This is a genomic window from Rummeliibacillus sp. GQ308 (assembly GCF_059759115.1).
Genome location: NZ_JCAXDQ010000001.1, coordinates 1,353,329 through 1,370,990, shown reverse-complemented (window position 1 = coordinate 1,370,990; position 17,662 = coordinate 1,353,329). Strand labels below are relative to the sequence as shown.

The 17,662-nt window shown below is 37.3% G+C and carries 13 protein-coding genes; 2 read left to right on the top strand and 11 right to left on the bottom strand.

Going from position 1 to position 17,662, the window contains the following annotated elements; genetic code table 11:
• Positions 1-29: 29 nt before the first annotated feature.
• The 6 genes from fdrA to AC6CHJ_RS06645 all read right to left on the bottom strand — a co-directional run bounded on the left by fdrA (position 30) and on the right by AC6CHJ_RS06645 (position 8,167).
• Positions 30-1,775 (bottom strand): acyl-CoA synthetase FdrA, encoded by a 1,746-nt coding sequence (gene fdrA, locus AC6CHJ_RS06670; protein WP_498287743.1) that lies wholly within the window; start codon positions 1,773-1,775, stop codon positions 30-32.
• Positions 1,776-1,848: 73 nt separating this feature from the next.
• Entirely contained in the window at positions 1,849-2,898 is a 1,050-nt protein-coding gene (allD, locus tag AC6CHJ_RS06665; protein ID WP_249775923.1) for an ureidoglycolate dehydrogenase, read from the bottom strand.
• A gap of 31 nt (positions 2,899-2,929) precedes the next feature.
• The gene (gene allD, locus AC6CHJ_RS06660; protein ID WP_147193505.1) at positions 2,930-3,979 is read right to left on the bottom strand and encodes an ureidoglycolate dehydrogenase; all 1,050 of its coding nucleotides are present in this window, start codon (positions 3,977-3,979) and stop codon (positions 2,930-2,932) included.
• A 153-nt stretch (positions 3,980-4,132) separates the two neighbouring features.
• On the bottom strand, positions 4,133-4,897 hold the full coding sequence (gene allE / locus AC6CHJ_RS06655) for a (S)-ureidoglycine aminohydrolase (protein ID WP_066786979.1): 765 nt from the start codon (positions 4,895-4,897) through the stop codon (positions 4,133-4,135).
• A 43-nt stretch (positions 4,898-4,940) separates the two neighbouring features.
• Complete coding sequence (gene allC, locus AC6CHJ_RS06650; protein ID WP_147195048.1) at positions 4,941-6,173, bottom strand: allantoate deiminase; 1,233 nt, start codon at positions 6,171-6,173, stop codon at positions 4,941-4,943.
• 326 nt (positions 6,174-6,499) lie between these two features.
• Positions 6,500-8,167 carry a PucR family transcriptional regulator gene (locus AC6CHJ_RS06645; RefSeq protein WP_147193506.1) on the bottom strand — a complete coding sequence of 556 codons (1,668 nt, stop codon included), beginning with the start codon at positions 8,165-8,167 and terminating at the stop codon, positions 6,500-6,502.
• Between the two features lie 257 nt (positions 8,168-8,424).
• Here AC6CHJ_RS06645 and AC6CHJ_RS06640 point away from each other — a divergent pair, with 257 nt between their 5' ends.
• Positions 8,425-9,294, top strand: coding sequence for an alpha/beta hydrolase (locus AC6CHJ_RS06640; RefSeq protein ID WP_498287741.1), 870 nt, complete (start codon positions 8,425-8,427; stop codon positions 9,292-9,294).
• A gap of 53 nt (positions 9,295-9,347) precedes the next feature.
• Here AC6CHJ_RS06640 and AC6CHJ_RS06635 read toward each other — a convergent pair whose 3' ends face one another.
• Positions 9,348-10,670, bottom strand: coding sequence for a uracil/xanthine transporter (locus tag AC6CHJ_RS06635; protein ID WP_066786968.1), 1,323 nt, complete (start codon positions 10,668-10,670; stop codon positions 9,348-9,350).
• A gap of 21 nt (positions 10,671-10,691) precedes the next feature.
• The gene (locus AC6CHJ_RS06630; protein WP_498287739.1) at positions 10,692-11,594 is read right to left on the bottom strand and encodes an oxamate carbamoyltransferase subunit AllH family protein; all 903 of its coding nucleotides are present in this window, start codon (positions 11,592-11,594) and stop codon (positions 10,692-10,694) included.
• Between the two features lie 169 nt (positions 11,595-11,763).
• On the opposite strand from AC6CHJ_RS06630, the gene AC6CHJ_RS06625 reads away from it, so the two are divergent.
• Positions 11,764-13,422: a PucR family transcriptional regulator gene (locus AC6CHJ_RS06625; protein WP_150284309.1), complete on the top strand. Its 1,659-nt coding sequence runs from the start codon at positions 11,764-11,766 to the stop codon at positions 13,420-13,422.
• 37 nt (positions 13,423-13,459) lie between these two features.
• On the opposite strand, the gene AC6CHJ_RS06620 is transcribed toward AC6CHJ_RS06625, so the two are convergent.
• From AC6CHJ_RS06620 to AC6CHJ_RS06610, 3 genes are all read right to left on the bottom strand, one after another.
• Positions 13,460-14,836 (bottom strand): NCS1 family transporter, encoded by a 1,377-nt coding sequence (locus AC6CHJ_RS06620; protein WP_066786959.1) that lies wholly within the window; start codon positions 14,834-14,836, stop codon positions 13,460-13,462.
• A 76-nt stretch (positions 14,837-14,912) separates the two neighbouring features.
• The gene (gene allB, locus AC6CHJ_RS06615) at positions 14,913-16,268 is read right to left on the bottom strand and encodes an allantoinase AllB (protein WP_150284308.1); all 1,356 of its coding nucleotides are present in this window, start codon (positions 16,266-16,268) and stop codon (positions 14,913-14,915) included.
• Positions 16,269-16,303: 35 nt separating this feature from the next.
• Complete coding sequence (locus tag AC6CHJ_RS06610; protein ID WP_066786953.1) at positions 16,304-17,644, bottom strand: allantoinase; 1,341 nt, start codon at positions 17,642-17,644, stop codon at positions 16,304-16,306.
• Positions 17,645-17,662 lie beyond the last annotated feature (18 nt).

The window sequence follows — 17,662 nt, the reverse complement described above, 5'->3', positions numbered from 1 at the left end:
CCACTTTTTGATTCTCTTGCTTAAGCAGATTAACGAAGAACACTTAATACTTTGCGCATTCTTTCATTTCCGCCAGCAACTGGACGCCAGTCGAACTGAACAACTCTACCATTATTAGCAGTAATTGCTTCTGTGAATTTTTTCAAACCAACATTGACTACACTTGGTTTTTCTTTCAATAATTTTTCAATTGCTTCTGAAACAGTGAAGTCTTTTGAAGCTGTTTCTTTACCAGCAACCACTTCTTTATCTTTTTCTTCAATTTGAATATCAAGCATGCCAAGTGCAGTGCGAACAGCTTGGTTGTTACTGTCTCTTAGAATAACGCCAGCACTTTCAAGTTTTGCTTTTTGATCTGCAATATCTTGAGGATCTTGGTTAGTACCGCAAACAGTTGCAACAAAGTAAATTTCTTTGCCTTTTGCTTTTGCTTCTTGTTGAATTTTTTGGATACCAGGAACCAAAGCGCTTGCCATATCTTCATGAGAACCATAACCAAGTACAACATCGAATAAGATAATTGCAGTTGAGTCATCTTCTGCAGCTTTTTTGAAGAATTGAATTCTTGTATCTGGATCGATCATTGGGTGTGGTTTACCTTGTGTATAAATATCATCACCAAGGTCAGCTACTTCAAATCCATCTGCACTTAATAGGTACCCTTCATCATGGTGACCACTTTGAGCCAATCCAAGGCCTCTGCTGATAAGAGTAGCAGCTTCATAACCTAATGTACCGCCAGAGTATAAACCTTTAATTGTTTTTTGTTCAGCATTTAGGTTCACAGATGGAACTTCAATAGCTGCACCATAGTAATTAGGTTTAACTGTATTGCCACTTGCAAGATCTACTGCGATAGCTGCAGTTTCTTCAAGTGTATTTGCATAATAGATGTTACCTTCATGGTTGTGTGGTTCTTCACCTAAGAAGATAGCAACTACTGGTTTTGAAACGCTTTGTAGCAATTCAACAACTTCATCGCGCACTTCTTTTGCTGGTGGCTTAGAAATCATTGTGATGACTTCTGTATCTTTGTGATTAGCCAATGCTCTGATTGCATCCAACATTGTAATTGCACCAATCTTATCTGAAAGGTCACGTCCACCTGTACCGATAGCAGAAGAAACGCCTCCGCCTAAACGATCGACTTGTACAGATACTTCTTGGATACCAGTACCAGAAGCACCAACGATACCGATGTTGCCTGGTTTTACAACGTTAGCGAATGCAACTGGAACACCTGAAACAATAGAAGTACCGCAGTCAGGTCCCATTACAAGCAAGCCTTTATCATGTGCTTTTTCTTTTAAACGGCGTTCGTCTTCTACAGTTACATTGTCACTGAAAATCAAAACGTGCAAACCATTATCTAGCGCTTTGTCAGCTTCTTCTGCAGCGTATTGACCTGGAGTAGAGATAAGAGCCATGTTTGCATTTGGCAAAGCTTTCATTGCTTTATCCCAAGTTTTTACTGTTTGGAATTCTTCTTTGCTGTTGTTGATAGATTGGTTATTTAAATAAGTGTCAATCTCTTCAAGGATTTCTTCGATTTTTTCGTCTGCATCTGTATCGACAACGATACACATATCGTTTGCAGCTGCTCTTTCAAGATCTTCAGAGTATAGACCTGATGATTTGAAAATATCTTTATTCGCAGGAGTCCCCATCATTACTTGGACTTTATTAACGCCTTCCATTGTAGAAAGTTTGTTTGTGAGAAGCATTAAGTTTACTGAATCCTGGTAGGAGTTCTGTTTAATAATTGTATGAAGCATGTTGTTATGCACCTCTTTATAAAATTTGCTTTTGTAATAAGGGTGGCAAATAATTGCCCCTTATTCATATCCTTTATTCCGCGAAAGGATTTTTATGGTCATATGCATTATTGTGAATGACATCTGAAGTTAAGTACTCATAAATATCGTCAACAATTTCAATGCCATTTTCTTCGTACTTCTTAACTCTTTCAGCACTTCTTTGTCCTGGATAATAAACTTTGTCATAACCAGGTGCAGGTTTTATGTTATTCAAATCCTGCATAGTAGTAGAAATGCCTTCTTGGAATGCACTTAAAGTTGTGAAGAAATCTGGATTAATGACAATATGCAATTGGCCAAGATTACGATACTCAGTCAAATCATGGTACATAGAAGACACCTTGCCGCCAAATGGAAGGCCCAGCAAGATACCTGAAAGCACATCCACCATCATCATAAGACCGTAGCCTTTAGGACCTGCAATAGGCAATAATGCATTAACTTTAAATGGATCAGTTGTAGGTTCACCATTGCTGTCTACTGCCCAAGTTTCAGGTATTGGTTCATTTTTTGAACGCGCATGTAAAACTTTTCCCCAAGCTTGAACGGTAGTAGCCATATCAAATGTGATTTGGTCTCCATCTTTACCAGGAGCAGCAAAGGCAATAGGATTGGTACCATAGTAAGGTTCCGCTCCGCCAAATGGCACAACCATAGGATCAGATTGACAAACAGAAATTCCAATTAAATTTTCATGTGCTGCTTGCCCCACAAAGTAAGAAAGTGCCCCACTGTGGCTTATTTTCTTAACACCAACAACAGCAATGCCGTTTTCTTTCGCCATTTTGATAGCTTCATCCATAGCTAGCTTAGCAGCTACATGACCTACCCCATTGTCGCCGTCAAAAACAGCAGTACAAGGACCTGTTTTTTCGAACTTGAAGTTAGGTTTATTATTAATTCCGCCTTTAGCGATTCTTTCGGCATAATACTCAACTCGCATAGCTCCATGTGAATGAACGCCTCGAGCATCAGCATGAACAAGAACGTCTGCAACCCCATTGGCATGCTCTTCTGTGAGTCCAGCTTTATTAAGTTTTGTTGAGATTAAGTCTTTTAATTTTTCCTTTGTTACTTTCATTGTGCTCCACCCCTATGATCCCCATTTGTTTTTATTCTGCAAAAGGATTTTTATGGTCGTATTGATTGTTATGAATAACATCCGATTTTAAATAATCATAAATATCATCTACAATTTCAATGCCGTTTTCCTTATAATCTGCAATCACTACATCGTTGTTTTGTCCTGGATACAATACTTTGTCGAAACCTGGAGCAGGCTTAATGCCATTCAAGTCATCCATAGATTGTGAAATATCTTTTTGGAAGCCTGTGATTCCCATAAAGAATTCTGGATTAATAACAATGTGAAGTTGACCTAATTTACGGTATTCCGAAAGGTTTTCATACATAGAAGACACTTTATTACCGAATGGAAGGCCTAGTAATACACCAGATAGTACATCTACCATCATTGCTAAACCATAGCCTTTAGGACCTGAGATTGGCAATAATGCGTTTACTTTGTAAGGATCTGTTGTAGGTTCACCGTTTCCATCTACAGCCCATGTATCAGGAATTGTTTGATTTTTAGAACGAGCATGTAGAATTTTACCCCAAGCTTGAACAGTAGTAGCCATATCTAAAGTCATTTTACGATCGTCAGTACTTGGTGCAGCAAAAGCAATCGGATTTGTACCATAGTAAGGCTCTGCTCCGCCGAATGGAACTACCATAGGGTCGGATTGGCAAACAGAGAATCCAATAAGGTTTGATTCTGCCGCTTGATTTGTGAAGTATGAAATAGCTCCACTGTGTGAAATGTCACGTACGCCTACAATAGCTACGCCACTTTCTTTAGCCATTTTAATGGCTTCGTCCATAGCAAGTTTAGCTGCTGTGTGGCCATTACCGCCATCACCATGGAAAACACCTGTTGCAGGACCTGTTTTTTCAAATTTGAAATCAGGATTTGTGTTCATGCCGCCTTTAGCAATTCTTTCAGCATAGTACTCTACACGCATTGCGCCATGAGAGTGAATTCCTCTTTCATCCGCAAATACAAGAACGTCAGCTGCTGTTGAGGCATGTTCTTCATTTAAGCCTGCTTTATGAAGCTTATTTTTGATTAAACTTTTTAAATCTTCTTTGCTAACTCTCATCGTAGCACCTCTTTGCTTTCGATATTATCTCTCATTAACGGGCTTTTAACCCCACCTCAAGCTATTAGGCATAGGTGGAGTTCCGTACAGCCCGATTGCTATATTAACCCTCAGCAGAAAATCAAAATGCGCTGAGAATAAGGCAAAATGATATTATAGTGATGCGTCACGGTTGCAGTCTTTAGAGTACACATAAGTTAATGGTTCTCTACCAACTGCATAGCCAGCTTGTTGTACATAAGGACCCATGAAAATGTAGTCGTCTTTTTTAACTGGAATCCATTCGTTGTCTAAGTTATACATACCTTCACCAGACAACAGGTAAGCGCCATGTTCTTGAACATGAGTTTCGATGAATGGGTGGCTTGCTGCAGGATCGAATGATAAGATATGGAAGTTCATATCGAAATCAATATCCATTGGTAATAAGTCTTTGATATGAACATTTGTCATATCATCGTAGTCTCTGTAGTCGATATCATTTGAATGGCCAGATACAACCCATGGTTTACGGCCTTCAAGTGGTCTATATTTTTGTTTGTAAAGGAACAAACGAGAATCGCCAGCTTCTACATTTTCTAAATACATTGCAACGCCTGGAGGGCAATATACATAGCCGCTTTCTTTTAGTGTGTACTCTTCATTGCCAGCTTTTACTTTCACTTGGCCGCTAAGTACATAAACAAAGCTTTCTACATCGTCTTGGCCGCAGAAGCCTTCGCTGTTTTTCCCGCCTTCATGCATTGTTACGATGTAATCAACGAAGCTTGCGCCTAATTTTGGTGAACCTAAGATTGACATAGAGCAGTTTTCAAAACCAGGTACCACATTATTTACTAATCCTTCTGGAGCGATTAATGCATATAAACCATGTTTAATAATTGATCTGCTTGAAAGTAAGTCTTTAGGATAACCCATTTAAATACATCCCCTAATCTATTTTTTATATTATTTTTGAAGATTATTTATAGCCTAATTCATACAATGCACCAATAAGTGCTTTTACACCTTCAGCTAAATCTGCAGGCTCTGTAAATTCTGCAGGGTTGTGGCTGATTCCTTTTAGGCTCGGTACAAACAACATAGCTGTTGGTACAAACGGTGCAAAGATTTGTGAATCATGGCCTGCACCACTGTGCATAACTTTATAGTTCAATCCATTTTCTTCACATTGTTTCTCAATAAGTTCAACCACGTTTTTATCCATTGGAACAGGATCTGCGTCCATCCACATATCAATATCTGTTTCCACACCATGCTCTTTTGAAATCTCGTTCATTCGAGCAGTCATGCTTTCTGTAAAGGATACAATTGCATCTTTATCAGTATGACGTACATCAATCGTGAATAGTGCTTTCCCTGGTACTACATTGACAATGTTTGGCGTTACTTCCACTTTGCCGACTGTAGTTACAAGAGGATCTCCAACTTCTTTTGCCATATTGATGATTTCATAAATCATATGGCTTGCAGCATACATAGCGTCTTTTCTGTAGCCCATTGGTGTTGTACCTGCATGGTTTGCTTCACCAGAAATTTCGATTGTATATCTTCTTTGACCGACAATACTATTGACAACTGCCACTGATTTCTTTTCGGTCTCAAGAACGCTACCTTGTTCTACATGCACTTCTACAAATGCTTTTAGATCTTCGCGAGGTCCTTTGCTTTCATCTCTGAAGCCAAAACCTGCATTCTTCATTGCATCTACAAAAGGAACGCCTTCGAAATCGCTAATTGATTCAACTTCTTCACGTTTAGCGCTTCCAACAATGTTTTTAGAACCCCAGAATGCATAAGGGAAACGACTTCCCTCTTCTTCTGCCATTGAAACAATCTCAATGTTTCGAAGTGGCTCTCCGTAAGTTTCTTTTAAATATTTAATCGCAATAATACCAGCGATAACCCCGTATGCTCCATCGTATTTACCGCCGTTAACAACGGAATCCACATGAGAGCCGGTTAAAATTGTTTCTGATTCATCTTTACCTTTTAATGTACCGAATAGGTTGCCGACTTCATCAAAGCGAGCAGAAAGACCAAAGCTTTCCATCCACTCTTTTAAAGCGTGTTGTGCATCGACCCATTCTTTTGAGTAAAGCAGACGGGATACACCGCCTTTAGCATCCTTACCAAAACTGCCTAGCCATTCTAGCTTTCCAGCTGTTTCTTCAGGTAATGCAGAAAAATCCATTGCATCTATTGCCAAATCACTCATCTTCCTTTCTATCTTTATAGGGAAATCACCAGTACATATTCTCCAAAAATGGGGTTGAACTGTACTATGTAATTTGCGCATAGCCTGTAAAAAGCTGTGTTAATAAAATGCCGCATTTAATTTTGGACATTCGTACTTGTTTATTTTTACCCTATATCGTGATAAAAATTCCACTTCCTATTGTAAGTTTTTTTAACCGAATAGTCTTTATGATATTTTGATAAATATTATTTATTTTTTTATCCTTATAAGACAAAACCCCACCAACATCCTTGTTGGTGGGGTTTTTAAACACAATGTGATTATTTTTCTCTTTCGCGCTTCAAAAAGTTGATGATTTTTAGACCAACTTGTACAGACAGAGTTTCCTCTGAATCATCAAAATTAATGCCAGTTATTTCTTTTATTCGATCCAATCGATACATTACAGATTTATAATGGATGAAAAGAACTTTTGCAGTCTTAGATGCATTTTGTTGGCATTCCAAGAATGTTTGCAATGTAACCAGCAAATCTGTTCGATTCGATTGGGGATATTCAAGCAAGCGCTGTAATGATTGTGGGATAAATTGAGTTAACACTTGTGGATCATCAAATTGGCTTAAAAGCCTGAAAATACCTAGCTCTGCGAATGCAGTAATGGATTTTTGACCATTTAGCTTTTCACCAACATCGAGAGCATCTTGCGCTTCTTTGTAGCTTTTTGAAATTTCGATAATACTTTCTGCAACATTTCCTATTCCCACCTGTACTGCTACATCTTGAATTTGTTTCTCGATAATGTGTTGAATATTTGCAGCTGTTTTTTGAACGCCCTTTCGCCATGACTTATCATCATATTCATTTTTCTTTTTAACTTTCCACAGCACAGTTACCATATTGCCTTTGTTGGTAATAATTCCCCCAGGAAGATAATGATTTACCGCATCATATAGTGCTGCATGGCTTCGATCTAAGAGATTACTTTTGTTACTCTCTTTAGAATACGACGTTTCAGTAAGTGGATGAATTTTAAATAAGACAGCTACAAAAGAGCCTTCAAAATCCCAGCTGATGACATTAGCCTTTTCGTATATGGACTGCATTGAACGGATTTTACCGCTAATTAACTCATCAACCAAATCGTTTTTAAATTTCTTCTCAACTTCGGAGACCGCAAATTGTTTAACTAATTCAAGCGATAATGCATTAGCAGAGTTTTCAACAGCGATAAAATCAAGTTCTTCTAACGATTTATTGATTTCACCAATTAGCAGATATGTCTTTATATGATTGATGGTTTCAAGCGGAACAACGATTTGGTGACTTTTTTGATTTGGGATCTCTTGATATTTTACGATTTGACGATAATGCGGATATTTAATATTGATCGTTTCCTCATAAAAATGAACCTTTTCCACCAATTCAAACGTTTCAAGGTAAGGTACAGTTGAAACGATGCAATGAAAGTTTCTATCGAAGAGCGCAACAGGATTACCGATCAAATCTGAAAGAGTCGCAATTATACTGTCTATACCTTTATCAGCCAGAGAGATTTCAGTAAAACGGTCATGAATTTCTTTATAGTATTGCAATTTTTTCACTTGCCGATTAAATAGTTCGCCCATTACAGGATACATTACATCGATAAAAGGGATTTCTTTCGACATCTGTATGACTGGCATGCCTAATTGTTCAGCAGCACCAACCAACGGATTAGAGATATCTGTATCAAGATTCTTAATGACGAGAGCACTAACTTTCTTTCTTGCCAAACTTTCAATAAACTCAATTTGTTCTTTGTCATTGAACGAGCGAATGGAGTAGAGGCTAGTTAATATAACTTCACCGCCTTTAATCCATTCAACGATATCAGGTCCTTCCATAATGGTAATACCTGAAACATCATTATTTAAAAAACGCTCACCACCTAATACAATTGCATTTTGAAGTGGGGCTAAGTTTAATAGGTCGGATACTTTAAATTCCATTTGCCATGGTCCTTTACATTAGTTTATTAATCATTAACCTGCTAAGCTTTTAAGCAGCATAGCTTAGTTTTTGATAACGCACGTTTAGTTAAGAAACGACTACTACATGAATTTTGCTTTATACATGCAAACATTCATCATATTATTATACAATAATAACACAGCAAATGAAAAACATAGTTCATTTAGCTGTAATCAAATGATCGTTTCTAGCCAGTATATGGTTATACGATTTAAAGAAAGTGTGAGTGAAGTACATGTTAAAAACGACTGTTTCCTTTAAAAAGGAATTTAACTTCGAGTTGAAGGGAGACTTCTATCCAGCTGATGAAGCAAATAAACCAGTAATTGTCTATATACATGGTGGTGGCTTGTTTTGGGGCTCACGCGAAGATTTGAAAGCAGAACAAATTGAGTTTTACCATGAAGCAGGCTACAATATTTTTTCTATCGATTATCGTCTAGCACCTGAAACGAAAATTTCAGAAATTCGAACGGATATCGAAAGTGCTCTCTCATGGCTTGAAAATAAAGGCACTCATGAATTTGAATATGATCCAGAAAGAATAGCTGTTATTGGTGGTTCTGCAGGAGGGTATTTAGCTCTCTTATCTGGATTATTTAATCAAAAGCCTAAAGCAATCGTTTCTTTCTATGGCTATGGCGACATTACAGGCAATTGGGCAACAAAACCTAGCCCCCATTATCAAAAAATGACAGCTGTACCGGCAGAGCTTGCAAAAATGCTTGTTTCAGACCAACCGATATCAGTAGGACCTATAGAGAAACGCTATGCGATCTACATGTATGCTAGACAAAGTGGCAATTGGATTGAACAAATCAGCGGTCTTCATCCCGTAATATTCAAAGATAAACTACTCCAGCATTGTCCTGCAGCTTTAGCAGATGCTGAATATCCTCCTACTTTGTTGCTTCATGGAACAGACGATGAAGATGTTCCATATGAACAATCTGTCGTAATGCAAGAAAAACTGCAAGAAGCTGGTGTACAAAGTAAACTAATCACCATTCCAGGTGGAAAACATGTTTTTGACGAAAATTGGGGTAATTCTGACGTCCAAAATGCCTTTAAAGAGGTTGTTCAATTCTTAGATCAATACCTATAAGAAAAAGAGCTAAAGAATTTTCATTCTTTAGCTCTTTTTAGCATTACATATTTTTACGCTTTTTTACTATCGTCTTCTACACCATAACGATCCCATTTGATTAAGTTTTCCATTAAGAGTGCTAAAATAATTCCCATTAGCAAACCACTGCTAAGCAAAGGTCGGATAACACTTGGAATACTTTCAAAATAAGAAGCAGGAAGTGTCATTATGATTATACCTACGAATAATGGAACCGCAGAACGATATGCATTAATTGTATTGAATTTAACTTGTCTGAAGAAAGCGAAAGAAGAATTCAAAAGAAGCAAGTAAGAAACAAACAACGCTGCACTACCAATGCTCAGCGGCAATAATGAGAAGAAATGACCAAGCGGCGGTATTAACCCCATAACTAAGAACATAAATCCACCTAAAATAAATGGCATTCTTTTCAAGATACCTGTTTGGCTTAAAAATCCAATAGAAGACACATATGGAGAATAAGGTACAAGTCCAAACAAACCCGCAATAAAAGTGAATATGCCTGTAATAACGAATGAAACTCTATATTCCGAGTTCGTCGTTTTCACCTTATACATGCTTTCTGTCCCTTTTAGTGCTCCAAATGTATTGGCTGAGTTTAATAAACCCGCTAAGACAGCAGTTATGATAATACCTGGATCCCATGCAGGTTTACCTAAAGGAAACAAATCAAGACTAAATGAACCTGATTCGCTTGTTGTATTTCCTGAATGGAAAATCAATGAATAAGCAATCCAACCAACAATAATACCTATTAACAAACCATAGCGTCTTATGCTGACCGGAGCTTTAACACTAATCACAATAACAAGTATAGCAATAATGATAGATAACAAAGAAATCGGCAAATCAATATGTGCATTATCTGCTCCGTTACCAAAAGGAATACCTAGCATTCCCTTTAAGAAAATCCGAATAATTTGGCATCCAAATAAAAACATAAATACGCCCATAACCGCAGGTGTAAATAGCTTTGCAAGATGTGGCCCAAGACCAGTAATACCAATAAGAAATGTTAAAATTGCTGATATAATGACACCTACAGTTAAACTTCCGCCTAAAACGTCCAAAGGCATTCCTTGAGCAGCTGCGGTAGTGCCAAGCGCTAAAATTACGCCCCACCATAGACCTGATTGCCCTTCCATGATTGCCCGTTTATGTCCTACAAGTGCTTGAACGATACAAGCAAGACCCGTTACGATAAATGATAGTTGTAGCATACTGACAATTTTACCTTGTGGTAAATCAAATGCTGCACCTACCGTAATCGGGATTACTACTATATTTGTAAAAATAAAAAAGAGCCATTGCAAGCCCGAAATCCAGTTGCTAGATTTTAATAATTCTTTCATGTGTACACCTCTTATACAATATTATTCCAAAATAGAAAGAGCTTTAATACCAAGTAACATCCCTAATAATGTGTCTGTACCGGATGTATGCCCTAACTTTTTCATTTCCAAAAGCGCGTCTTGTAAATTTTCATTTTGTGGATTTGTCATGATTTGCATCATGTTTATAAGATGGGAATGAAATTTGCCTTGTGTGGCGTACATTAAGTATTCTAAGGCAATAGAAGTTGTTCGCTTCATCCCATATTCCACTAAATACGAGTGTAGCTTTTTTTGGAAACTATTCTTTTGACTACCGAGTGCCGTAAGAGCAGCACATAAACCAGTTAATAAATCATCTCCACTAGGTGTTAAGCCCAATCCTCTACCAATCCAGAAATCGAAAACGCTTTTCGGTTCTACTGATTCATCACCAGAGGCAAGCAAACTTAACTTATCCAATTCCTTTAAAATCGGCTGCACCGGTTTGAAATTCTTAGTTAAGATATACTCCTTAATTAGTTGATTATCTTCTAGGTTTTGTGTAAGACCCGTTTGCCAGTTTTCTGAAGTAAGCTCTACTGCAATTGCCCGGAGAATTTCATTTATGCTAGTAGAATTAACCTCTGTATGTTGAAGAACAGGAATTGTTATAGCTGCCTTCTTCAATGAAATGGAAAGATTCGGTGCTAAAACAAGCGCATCCAATACGGAATTCCACATTACTTCTTCGTTTTGGATTACCTGTTGGGCAAGCTTTTGGTCTCCTTCCTTTAAGGTAATACCAAATGGAGGAGTACCGTTCTCCGATGTCCCAATATGAATGAGATGTTCACCGAACACCAAATTAAAACTGTTGTTAAATACACTATGGACGTTGCCTTGCGGATTATTTTTAAGTATAGGATGAATCTCAGCACTTATTGTGCGAGCTTGCCACTCCATGATCTTCCCTCCTATCGATATATTGTTACATATATTAAAACATCCTTATAAGTTTAGTACATTACCACAAACTTGTCATTGTTTAAAATGGCTAAAAAATCATTTGTTTTTTGTTTATTGTTAACGTATAATAGTTACCTACACATAACCTTACAATGAGGGATTAACTATGAAAACAATGAATGACTTATTTATATTAGATGTTATGAAGGATTGTGTTGTGCTAGCTGGACATAGAGGTCTTGGCCGTTCAGTACAATTTGTGAACATTTCTGATACACCCGATGTGATACAATTTTTAAACGAAAACCACTTGCTTCTAACAACTGGTTACGCTTTTAAAGACGATACAGAAAAGCTATATGAACTTATCCAGCAAATGCATGCACGTAACTGTTCAGGTATTATTATTAAGACACATCGTTTCTTAGGCCAATTGCCTGAAACGGTTAAAATGCTGGCTGATGAATTAGCCTTCCCTATTATCGATTTGCCAACTGAGCATACATTAGGAAATGTATCAAGACATATACTAAATTATTTAAATGATGCGGAGTCAGAACAATTATATTATGCCATGCATGTGCATAAAGAGTTCTCTGATATGTTGATTAAAGGGTACACTTTGTCAGCTCTTGTGGAACAGTTAGGATTTTTCCTTAAACGCCCTGCCTTATTATTAAATCATCGTGGAGAAAAAATTGCTCATACACATGAATTTAATAAAGAGCCGATGAAGATTGTTGAACAGGAAATCATCCAACTGGTAAAAAATAATCTTTATGAAGCGCGACATGGAACAACGTATACCCTCACTTCTGAAAGCTATAATTCAGCTGCAAGCTATCCTGTTAAAACAAAACGACAGCATGAAAGTATGCTAGTAATTGTAGATGCTTTGACCCTTCCTTATCCTGCTTCTAAAGTGGCGATTGAACAAGCAAGCAATGTCATCTCTTTCACTCTGGTTAAGGAGCAAGCAATTGAGGAAAACTCTCGATTATTTAAAAATAACTTTTTTGCAGATTTAATTGAAAAAAGGATTAGCTCAGAGGAAGAGATTATTGGAAGATGCCAATATTACGGATTATACCCGCAATTAGAAACTATTTGCATTGTTTGCAACATTGATCCTGTGGGAAGAAATTATGAAACGCTTCAACTGTATGAAAAAAAGGTAAGCGATTTGCATAATAGTATTTATGATCAGTTAGAAGATGAAATGGTTAACGGTGAAATGAACGGAACATTATTTACGAAGGAAAAGTATTTTGTGCTGCTCTTGCAATTTGAACAATATTCAGAAGCTGAAAGACAAAAGTTACTGAATATTGTACAGAACATCCAAAGTATTGACGGAGATTTTTCATTGTCGTTTGGAATTAGTAACCCAACTCCATCGCTCAATGACATTTCACTGATCTACCAAGAGGCAGCCGAAGCTATTTCAAATGGGTACGATTTGAAAAAAACTTCTTTTATTCATTTTTATAAAACAAGAGAAATAAAAGAATTATTCAATATGATACCAAAAAAGAATTTAAAAGAACTATATGAAAATACACTTAAAACCCTTGCTTATCCTAAATCAAAAGAAGATGTGGAATTAGTCAAAACTATCCAAGTTTATCTCGATTCACATTGCGAGATATCTGAAACCTCTAGAAAATTATTTATTCATCGAAATACAGTAAAGTATAGGATTGAAAAAGCAGAAGATATGCTAGGCCGTTCTTTTCACGATCCGCAAGACTCTCTGCGAATAAGAGTGGCATTATTGATTGGTACCCTTCTTGAAGAAAATGAAGATCCGTCAATATTATTTTAAAAAAAGGATTGGAGATAAATCTCCAATCCTTTTCCTTTTATTTCTCGAATATTGTTCCTTTTTTGAAAGGAGAATTTTTAAATCCAAATTTCGTGATTAAGTAATAAGCAATACCAGCTACGAAGAAACCAATAATCCAAGCTAAATCTACTTCAATAAAGGCTGCTGCTGCACCAACCAGCATTGCAATGATTGCTGCAGGGTTAAACCCTTTATATGGACCGTTCGCATTATATAAATCCGCAACGTCGACTTTACCTTTTCTAAAGATATGGTATTCAACCAATAGAATAGCAACGATTGGTCCTAAAAATGCTGAGTAGATTAAAACAAACATATTTAAACCTTTTGCTGAAGATTCTTGAACAAGCATCCAAGGGAATGAAACAAGTGCAAGTACCCCAGTTACAGTAACAGCTACTTTGTATTTCGCTTTTGTTAACAATGTAATAACATATGCAGGCGGGATAATATTAGCAACCATGTTTGTTGCAATAACACCTAACACAATGAATGCTGAAACACCGATTGTGATTGCATCATTATTAATAATGATTGCTAATGCTTTTGAAGGGTTTGTAATACCAGTTACTGATGCAAGCATTGCACCAATTGTAATAACAAATCCATAAGCAATCATGATTGGAGAAAAGTATAAGAATCCTCGTTTTGTATCACTATAACCTGCTTTTAATTCACGAGAATAGTCAGCAGCACTTAGGAAAATCGCTGCGTAGTTACCTAAGAATACCATGATGAAACCGAAGAAATGTAGACCCCAAGAACCTTGAACATGGATCCAATTTTTCGCTACTTCAGTACCATGTGAACGCACTAAAATGATGAATACGTACAATAATGCTACCATGATAACGACAGAAGCAAGAGTTTCTACCCATTTAATAGCATGGAAACCGAATAAAGATAAAACAATTTGCAATAATACAAGAGCAACGAAGCAAATAGCAATATTATCAAAAGCACCATTCGTTGCGATTGTTAGGATTTCGTTTAATGCAGTACCACCAATCCAGCTTTGAATACCATACCAGATTATCGCTGGAACTCCTCGCAATAAGGATGAAATGATTGTTCCTTTAAAACCGAATGACATTCTTAGTTGTACAACATAAGGAACGCCTTCTTTGTAACCTAGTCTGTCATTTAAGATGAAAATGGTTGAAATAATTGCGATGGCAATAATAGCTGCCGCAAATGTTTGGAACATGTTTAATGTTGCAGCACCTGCTACTACCAAACTCGCTCCCAAAGTCATATTACCAAGGTTAACACCATCACCAATCCACATAAACATATATGAAAGTGGATTTACTGTTCTTTTGTCAGCCGTTTTCGGGTGTAGAGTTTCGTCTTCACCGCTGTGTGGCTGTACCTCATTTGTATTATTTGTCATTCTAAAATACCCTCTCATTTAACACGGGCATTGCACAGCAATACCCGCGCCCATTTCACTTTTTTAATTTAAGGAATTATTTTTGAGCAGCCATCAATTTTCCGATTGGCTCCCCGACAATCCCTTCATTTAAGTCGAACACAACGTTACCGCGTACAATTGTTTTAGTGACACGACAATCAATTTGTCTGCCTTCATAGGCACTAAATTTGTTTTTATAGTAAAGATCTTCTCTTTTCACTACATAAGATTGGTTAGGGTCAACAAAAATAATATCCGCATCTTTACCGACAGCGATTTCACCTTTGTTTGGCAAGTTAAAGCGTTCAGATGGATGCGTTGCAATTAAGTCAACGAACTTGTTAACTGGTAAACCGCGTTGTTTTACAGCTAAGTCAAACATCAAATCGACATTATTTTGAACACCACTAATACCGCCCCATGCTTCAAATATATTGCCTTGTTTTAAGTCTTCAGTACAAGGAGAGTGGTCAGATGTAATCCAGTTAATATTGCCTTTCATTAGCTCATCCCAAAGTTTTTCTTGGTCTTTTGCTTTTCTTAGTGGCGGCTGACATTTTGCGCGTGGCCCAATTTCTTCCACTTGTTCAGCAGTAATAGCCAAATAATGAGGACAAGTTTCTAGTGTTACGTCCACACCTTCTTGTTGTGCTTTTACGATAACTTGTACTGCTTCAGATGTACTAATATGCACAAGGTGAAGTTTACAGCCTGTCTCTTTGGCAAAAAGGATTGCACGGGAAACTGCTTCTACCTCAGTAAAGATAGGACGTGATTCCACGTAATCCATTGCAGTAGTACGGCCTTCTCTTACCATGTCTTCAGCAAGTTTTTTCGTTACAGATGGATTTTCTGCATGTATGCAAAGCAGTTGGTCTAACTCAGCCAATTTTTGCATTCCTTTATACAATGTATAATCATCTACATTTGTAAAGTCACCAGGAATATCACTCGTTATGTCAGATAAGAAACATTTAAATGCAAGTACTCCAGCTGCATCTAATTCTTCCAACTTGTCCAAGTTATCAGGAACAAGACCTCCATAAAACGCATAATCCACATAGTTTTGTGTTTTGGCTGCTTCCAATTTAAGATCTAATGCTTCTTTATTGATTGTAGCAGGAAGAGCGTTTAACGGCATTTCTACATAACTTGTAGTACCACCGGCTGCCATTGATTTAGAGCCTGTTTCAAAACCTTCCCATTCTGTACGACCTGGTTCACTGATATGCACATGCGTATCAATCATACCCGGCATTACAAATTGTCCTGCTGCATCAATCACTTCTTTAGCATCTTCAGTGATATGTTCTGCAATGCAAGAAATTTTTTCATCTTTGACTCCAATATCTACTTTGCGTACGCCATCATGAAAAACAACGTTACCGCCTTTTATTAATAAATCAAACATACTTTAAGTACTCCTCTCTCGAATAAAGAATAAGCTTATTGCACTTTATCGACTATAATTTTGCCGTTTTCAAAGACTACTTCGCCATTAACCAATGTGTTTTTAACTTTCCCTTTGAAAGTCATGCCCACATATGGAGAGTGTTTGTGGCGATAGTATAAATCTTCATTATGAAGGGTAAAGCTTTCATTTAAATCAACAATTGCCAAGTCAGCATCATAGCCTGTAGCTATTTTACCTTTTGTAGAAAGTCCAAAGCGTTTCGCTGGATTTTCAGCTGTTAGTTTTACGATTTTTTCTAATGGCAGATTGCGTTTATAGTACCCTTCTGTAAGCAAAATATTCAGTGTGGATTGTGCACCTGAGATTCCGCCCCAGCCTTCAAAGAAATTATCTGTAATAGTTTTCATAGAAGCTGGTGCTGGAGAATGGTCTGAACCGATGACATCAATTTCGCCATTAGCTAGTGCAGCCCATAACTCTTCCACTTCATCTTCATCGCGTAAAGGAGGAGCACATTTTGCTAAGCCGCCTTTTTCTTCTAAATCTTTTACTGTTAATGCAAGATAGTGAGGACATGTTTCAACTGTTACATTCACGCCTCTTTGTTTTGCTTCTTCAATGATTTTTACAACTTTACGGCTGCTCGCATGTACTACATGTAGTTTACAACCTGTCGCTTCTGAATAAGAAATAATTCTTCTAACTGCTTCAATTTCAGAAATGATAGGTCTAGACTCTACATAGTCTCTTGCAGAAGTTTTACCTTGACTAATTTTTTCTTCAGCAAGCTGCTCACAAATGACAGTGCTTTCAGCATGCACAGCAAGAATAGAACCGAATGAAGCAATTTCTTTCATTCCTTTAAAAATGGTTTCATCATCACTGTGATTAAAATCAGCAATGCCGCTTGGAGACATGAAAGCTTTAAAACCGATAACGCCATTGTCATGCAATCCCTTTAAATCTTTAATATTTTCAGGGACTAGGCCACCCCAAAAACGAGGATTAACAACAGCTTTTTGATCAGCAAGTGCTTTTTTCAAAGCTAAGTTTTCAGCGTTAATTGTCGGAGGAGTACTATTTAACGGCATATCGAAAAATGTTGTTGCACCACCTGCAGCTAAACTCTTGCTACCTGTCTCTAAGCCTTCCCACTCAGCTCTACCTGGTTCATTAAAATGAACATGTGAGTCTATTAAACCCGGAAAGACATGAAGACCTTCTGCGTTAATTTCTTTAAGGGCATCTCCGTCAATTTTTCTTCCGTATGCCACTTCTTGAATTTTTCCGTCCTTAATCGCTATATCTCCTAGCTGAACAGAATCAGCACTTACTATATTGCCGTTTCGTATAATCAAATCATATGAAGTCATAATTCCTTCTCCTCTCAA

Excerpts from the sequence above, each read along its gene's own strand:
- fdrA (WP_498287743.1), bottom strand. The coding sequence starts at position 1,775 with ATGCTTCATACAATTATTAAACAGAACTCCTACCAGGATTCAGTAAAC.
- allD (WP_249775923.1), bottom strand. The coding sequence starts at position 2,898 with ATGAAAGTAACAAAGGAAAAATTAAAAGACTTAATCTCAACAAAACTT.
- allD (WP_147193505.1), bottom strand. The coding sequence starts at position 3,979 with ATGAGAGTTAGCAAAGAAGATTTAAAAAGTTTAATCAAAAATAAGCTT.
- allE (WP_066786979.1), bottom strand. The coding sequence starts at position 4,897 with ATGGGTTATCCTAAAGACTTACTTTCAAGCAGATCAATTATTAAACAT.
- allC (WP_147195048.1), bottom strand. The coding sequence starts at position 6,173 with ATGGATTTTTCTGCATTACCTGAAGAAACAGCTGGAAAGCTAGAATGG.
- AC6CHJ_RS06645 (WP_147193506.1), bottom strand. The coding sequence starts at position 8,167 with ATGGAATTTAAAGTATCCGACCTATTAAACTTAGCCCCACTTCAAAAT.
- AC6CHJ_RS06640 (WP_498287741.1), top strand. The coding sequence starts at position 8,425 with ATGTTAAAAACGACTGTTTCCTTTAAAAAGGAATTTAACTTCGAGTTG.
- AC6CHJ_RS06635 (WP_066786968.1), bottom strand. The coding sequence starts at position 10,670 with ATGAAAGAATTATTAAAATCTAGCAACTGGATTTCGGGCTTGCAATGG.
- AC6CHJ_RS06630 (WP_498287739.1), bottom strand. The coding sequence starts at position 11,594 with ATGGAGTGGCAAGCTCGCACAATAAGTGCTGAGATTCATCCTATACTT.
- AC6CHJ_RS06625 (WP_150284309.1), top strand. The coding sequence starts at position 11,764 with ATGAAAACAATGAATGACTTATTTATATTAGATGTTATGAAGGATTGT.
- AC6CHJ_RS06620 (WP_066786959.1), bottom strand. The coding sequence starts at position 14,836 with ATGACAAATAATACAAATGAGGTACAGCCACACAGCGGTGAAGACGAA.
- allB (WP_150284308.1), bottom strand. The coding sequence starts at position 16,268 with ATGTTTGATTTATTAATAAAAGGCGGTAACGTTGTTTTTCATGATGGC.
- AC6CHJ_RS06610 (WP_066786953.1), bottom strand. The coding sequence starts at position 17,644 with ATGACTTCATATGATTTGATTATACGAAACGGCAATATAGTAAGTGCT.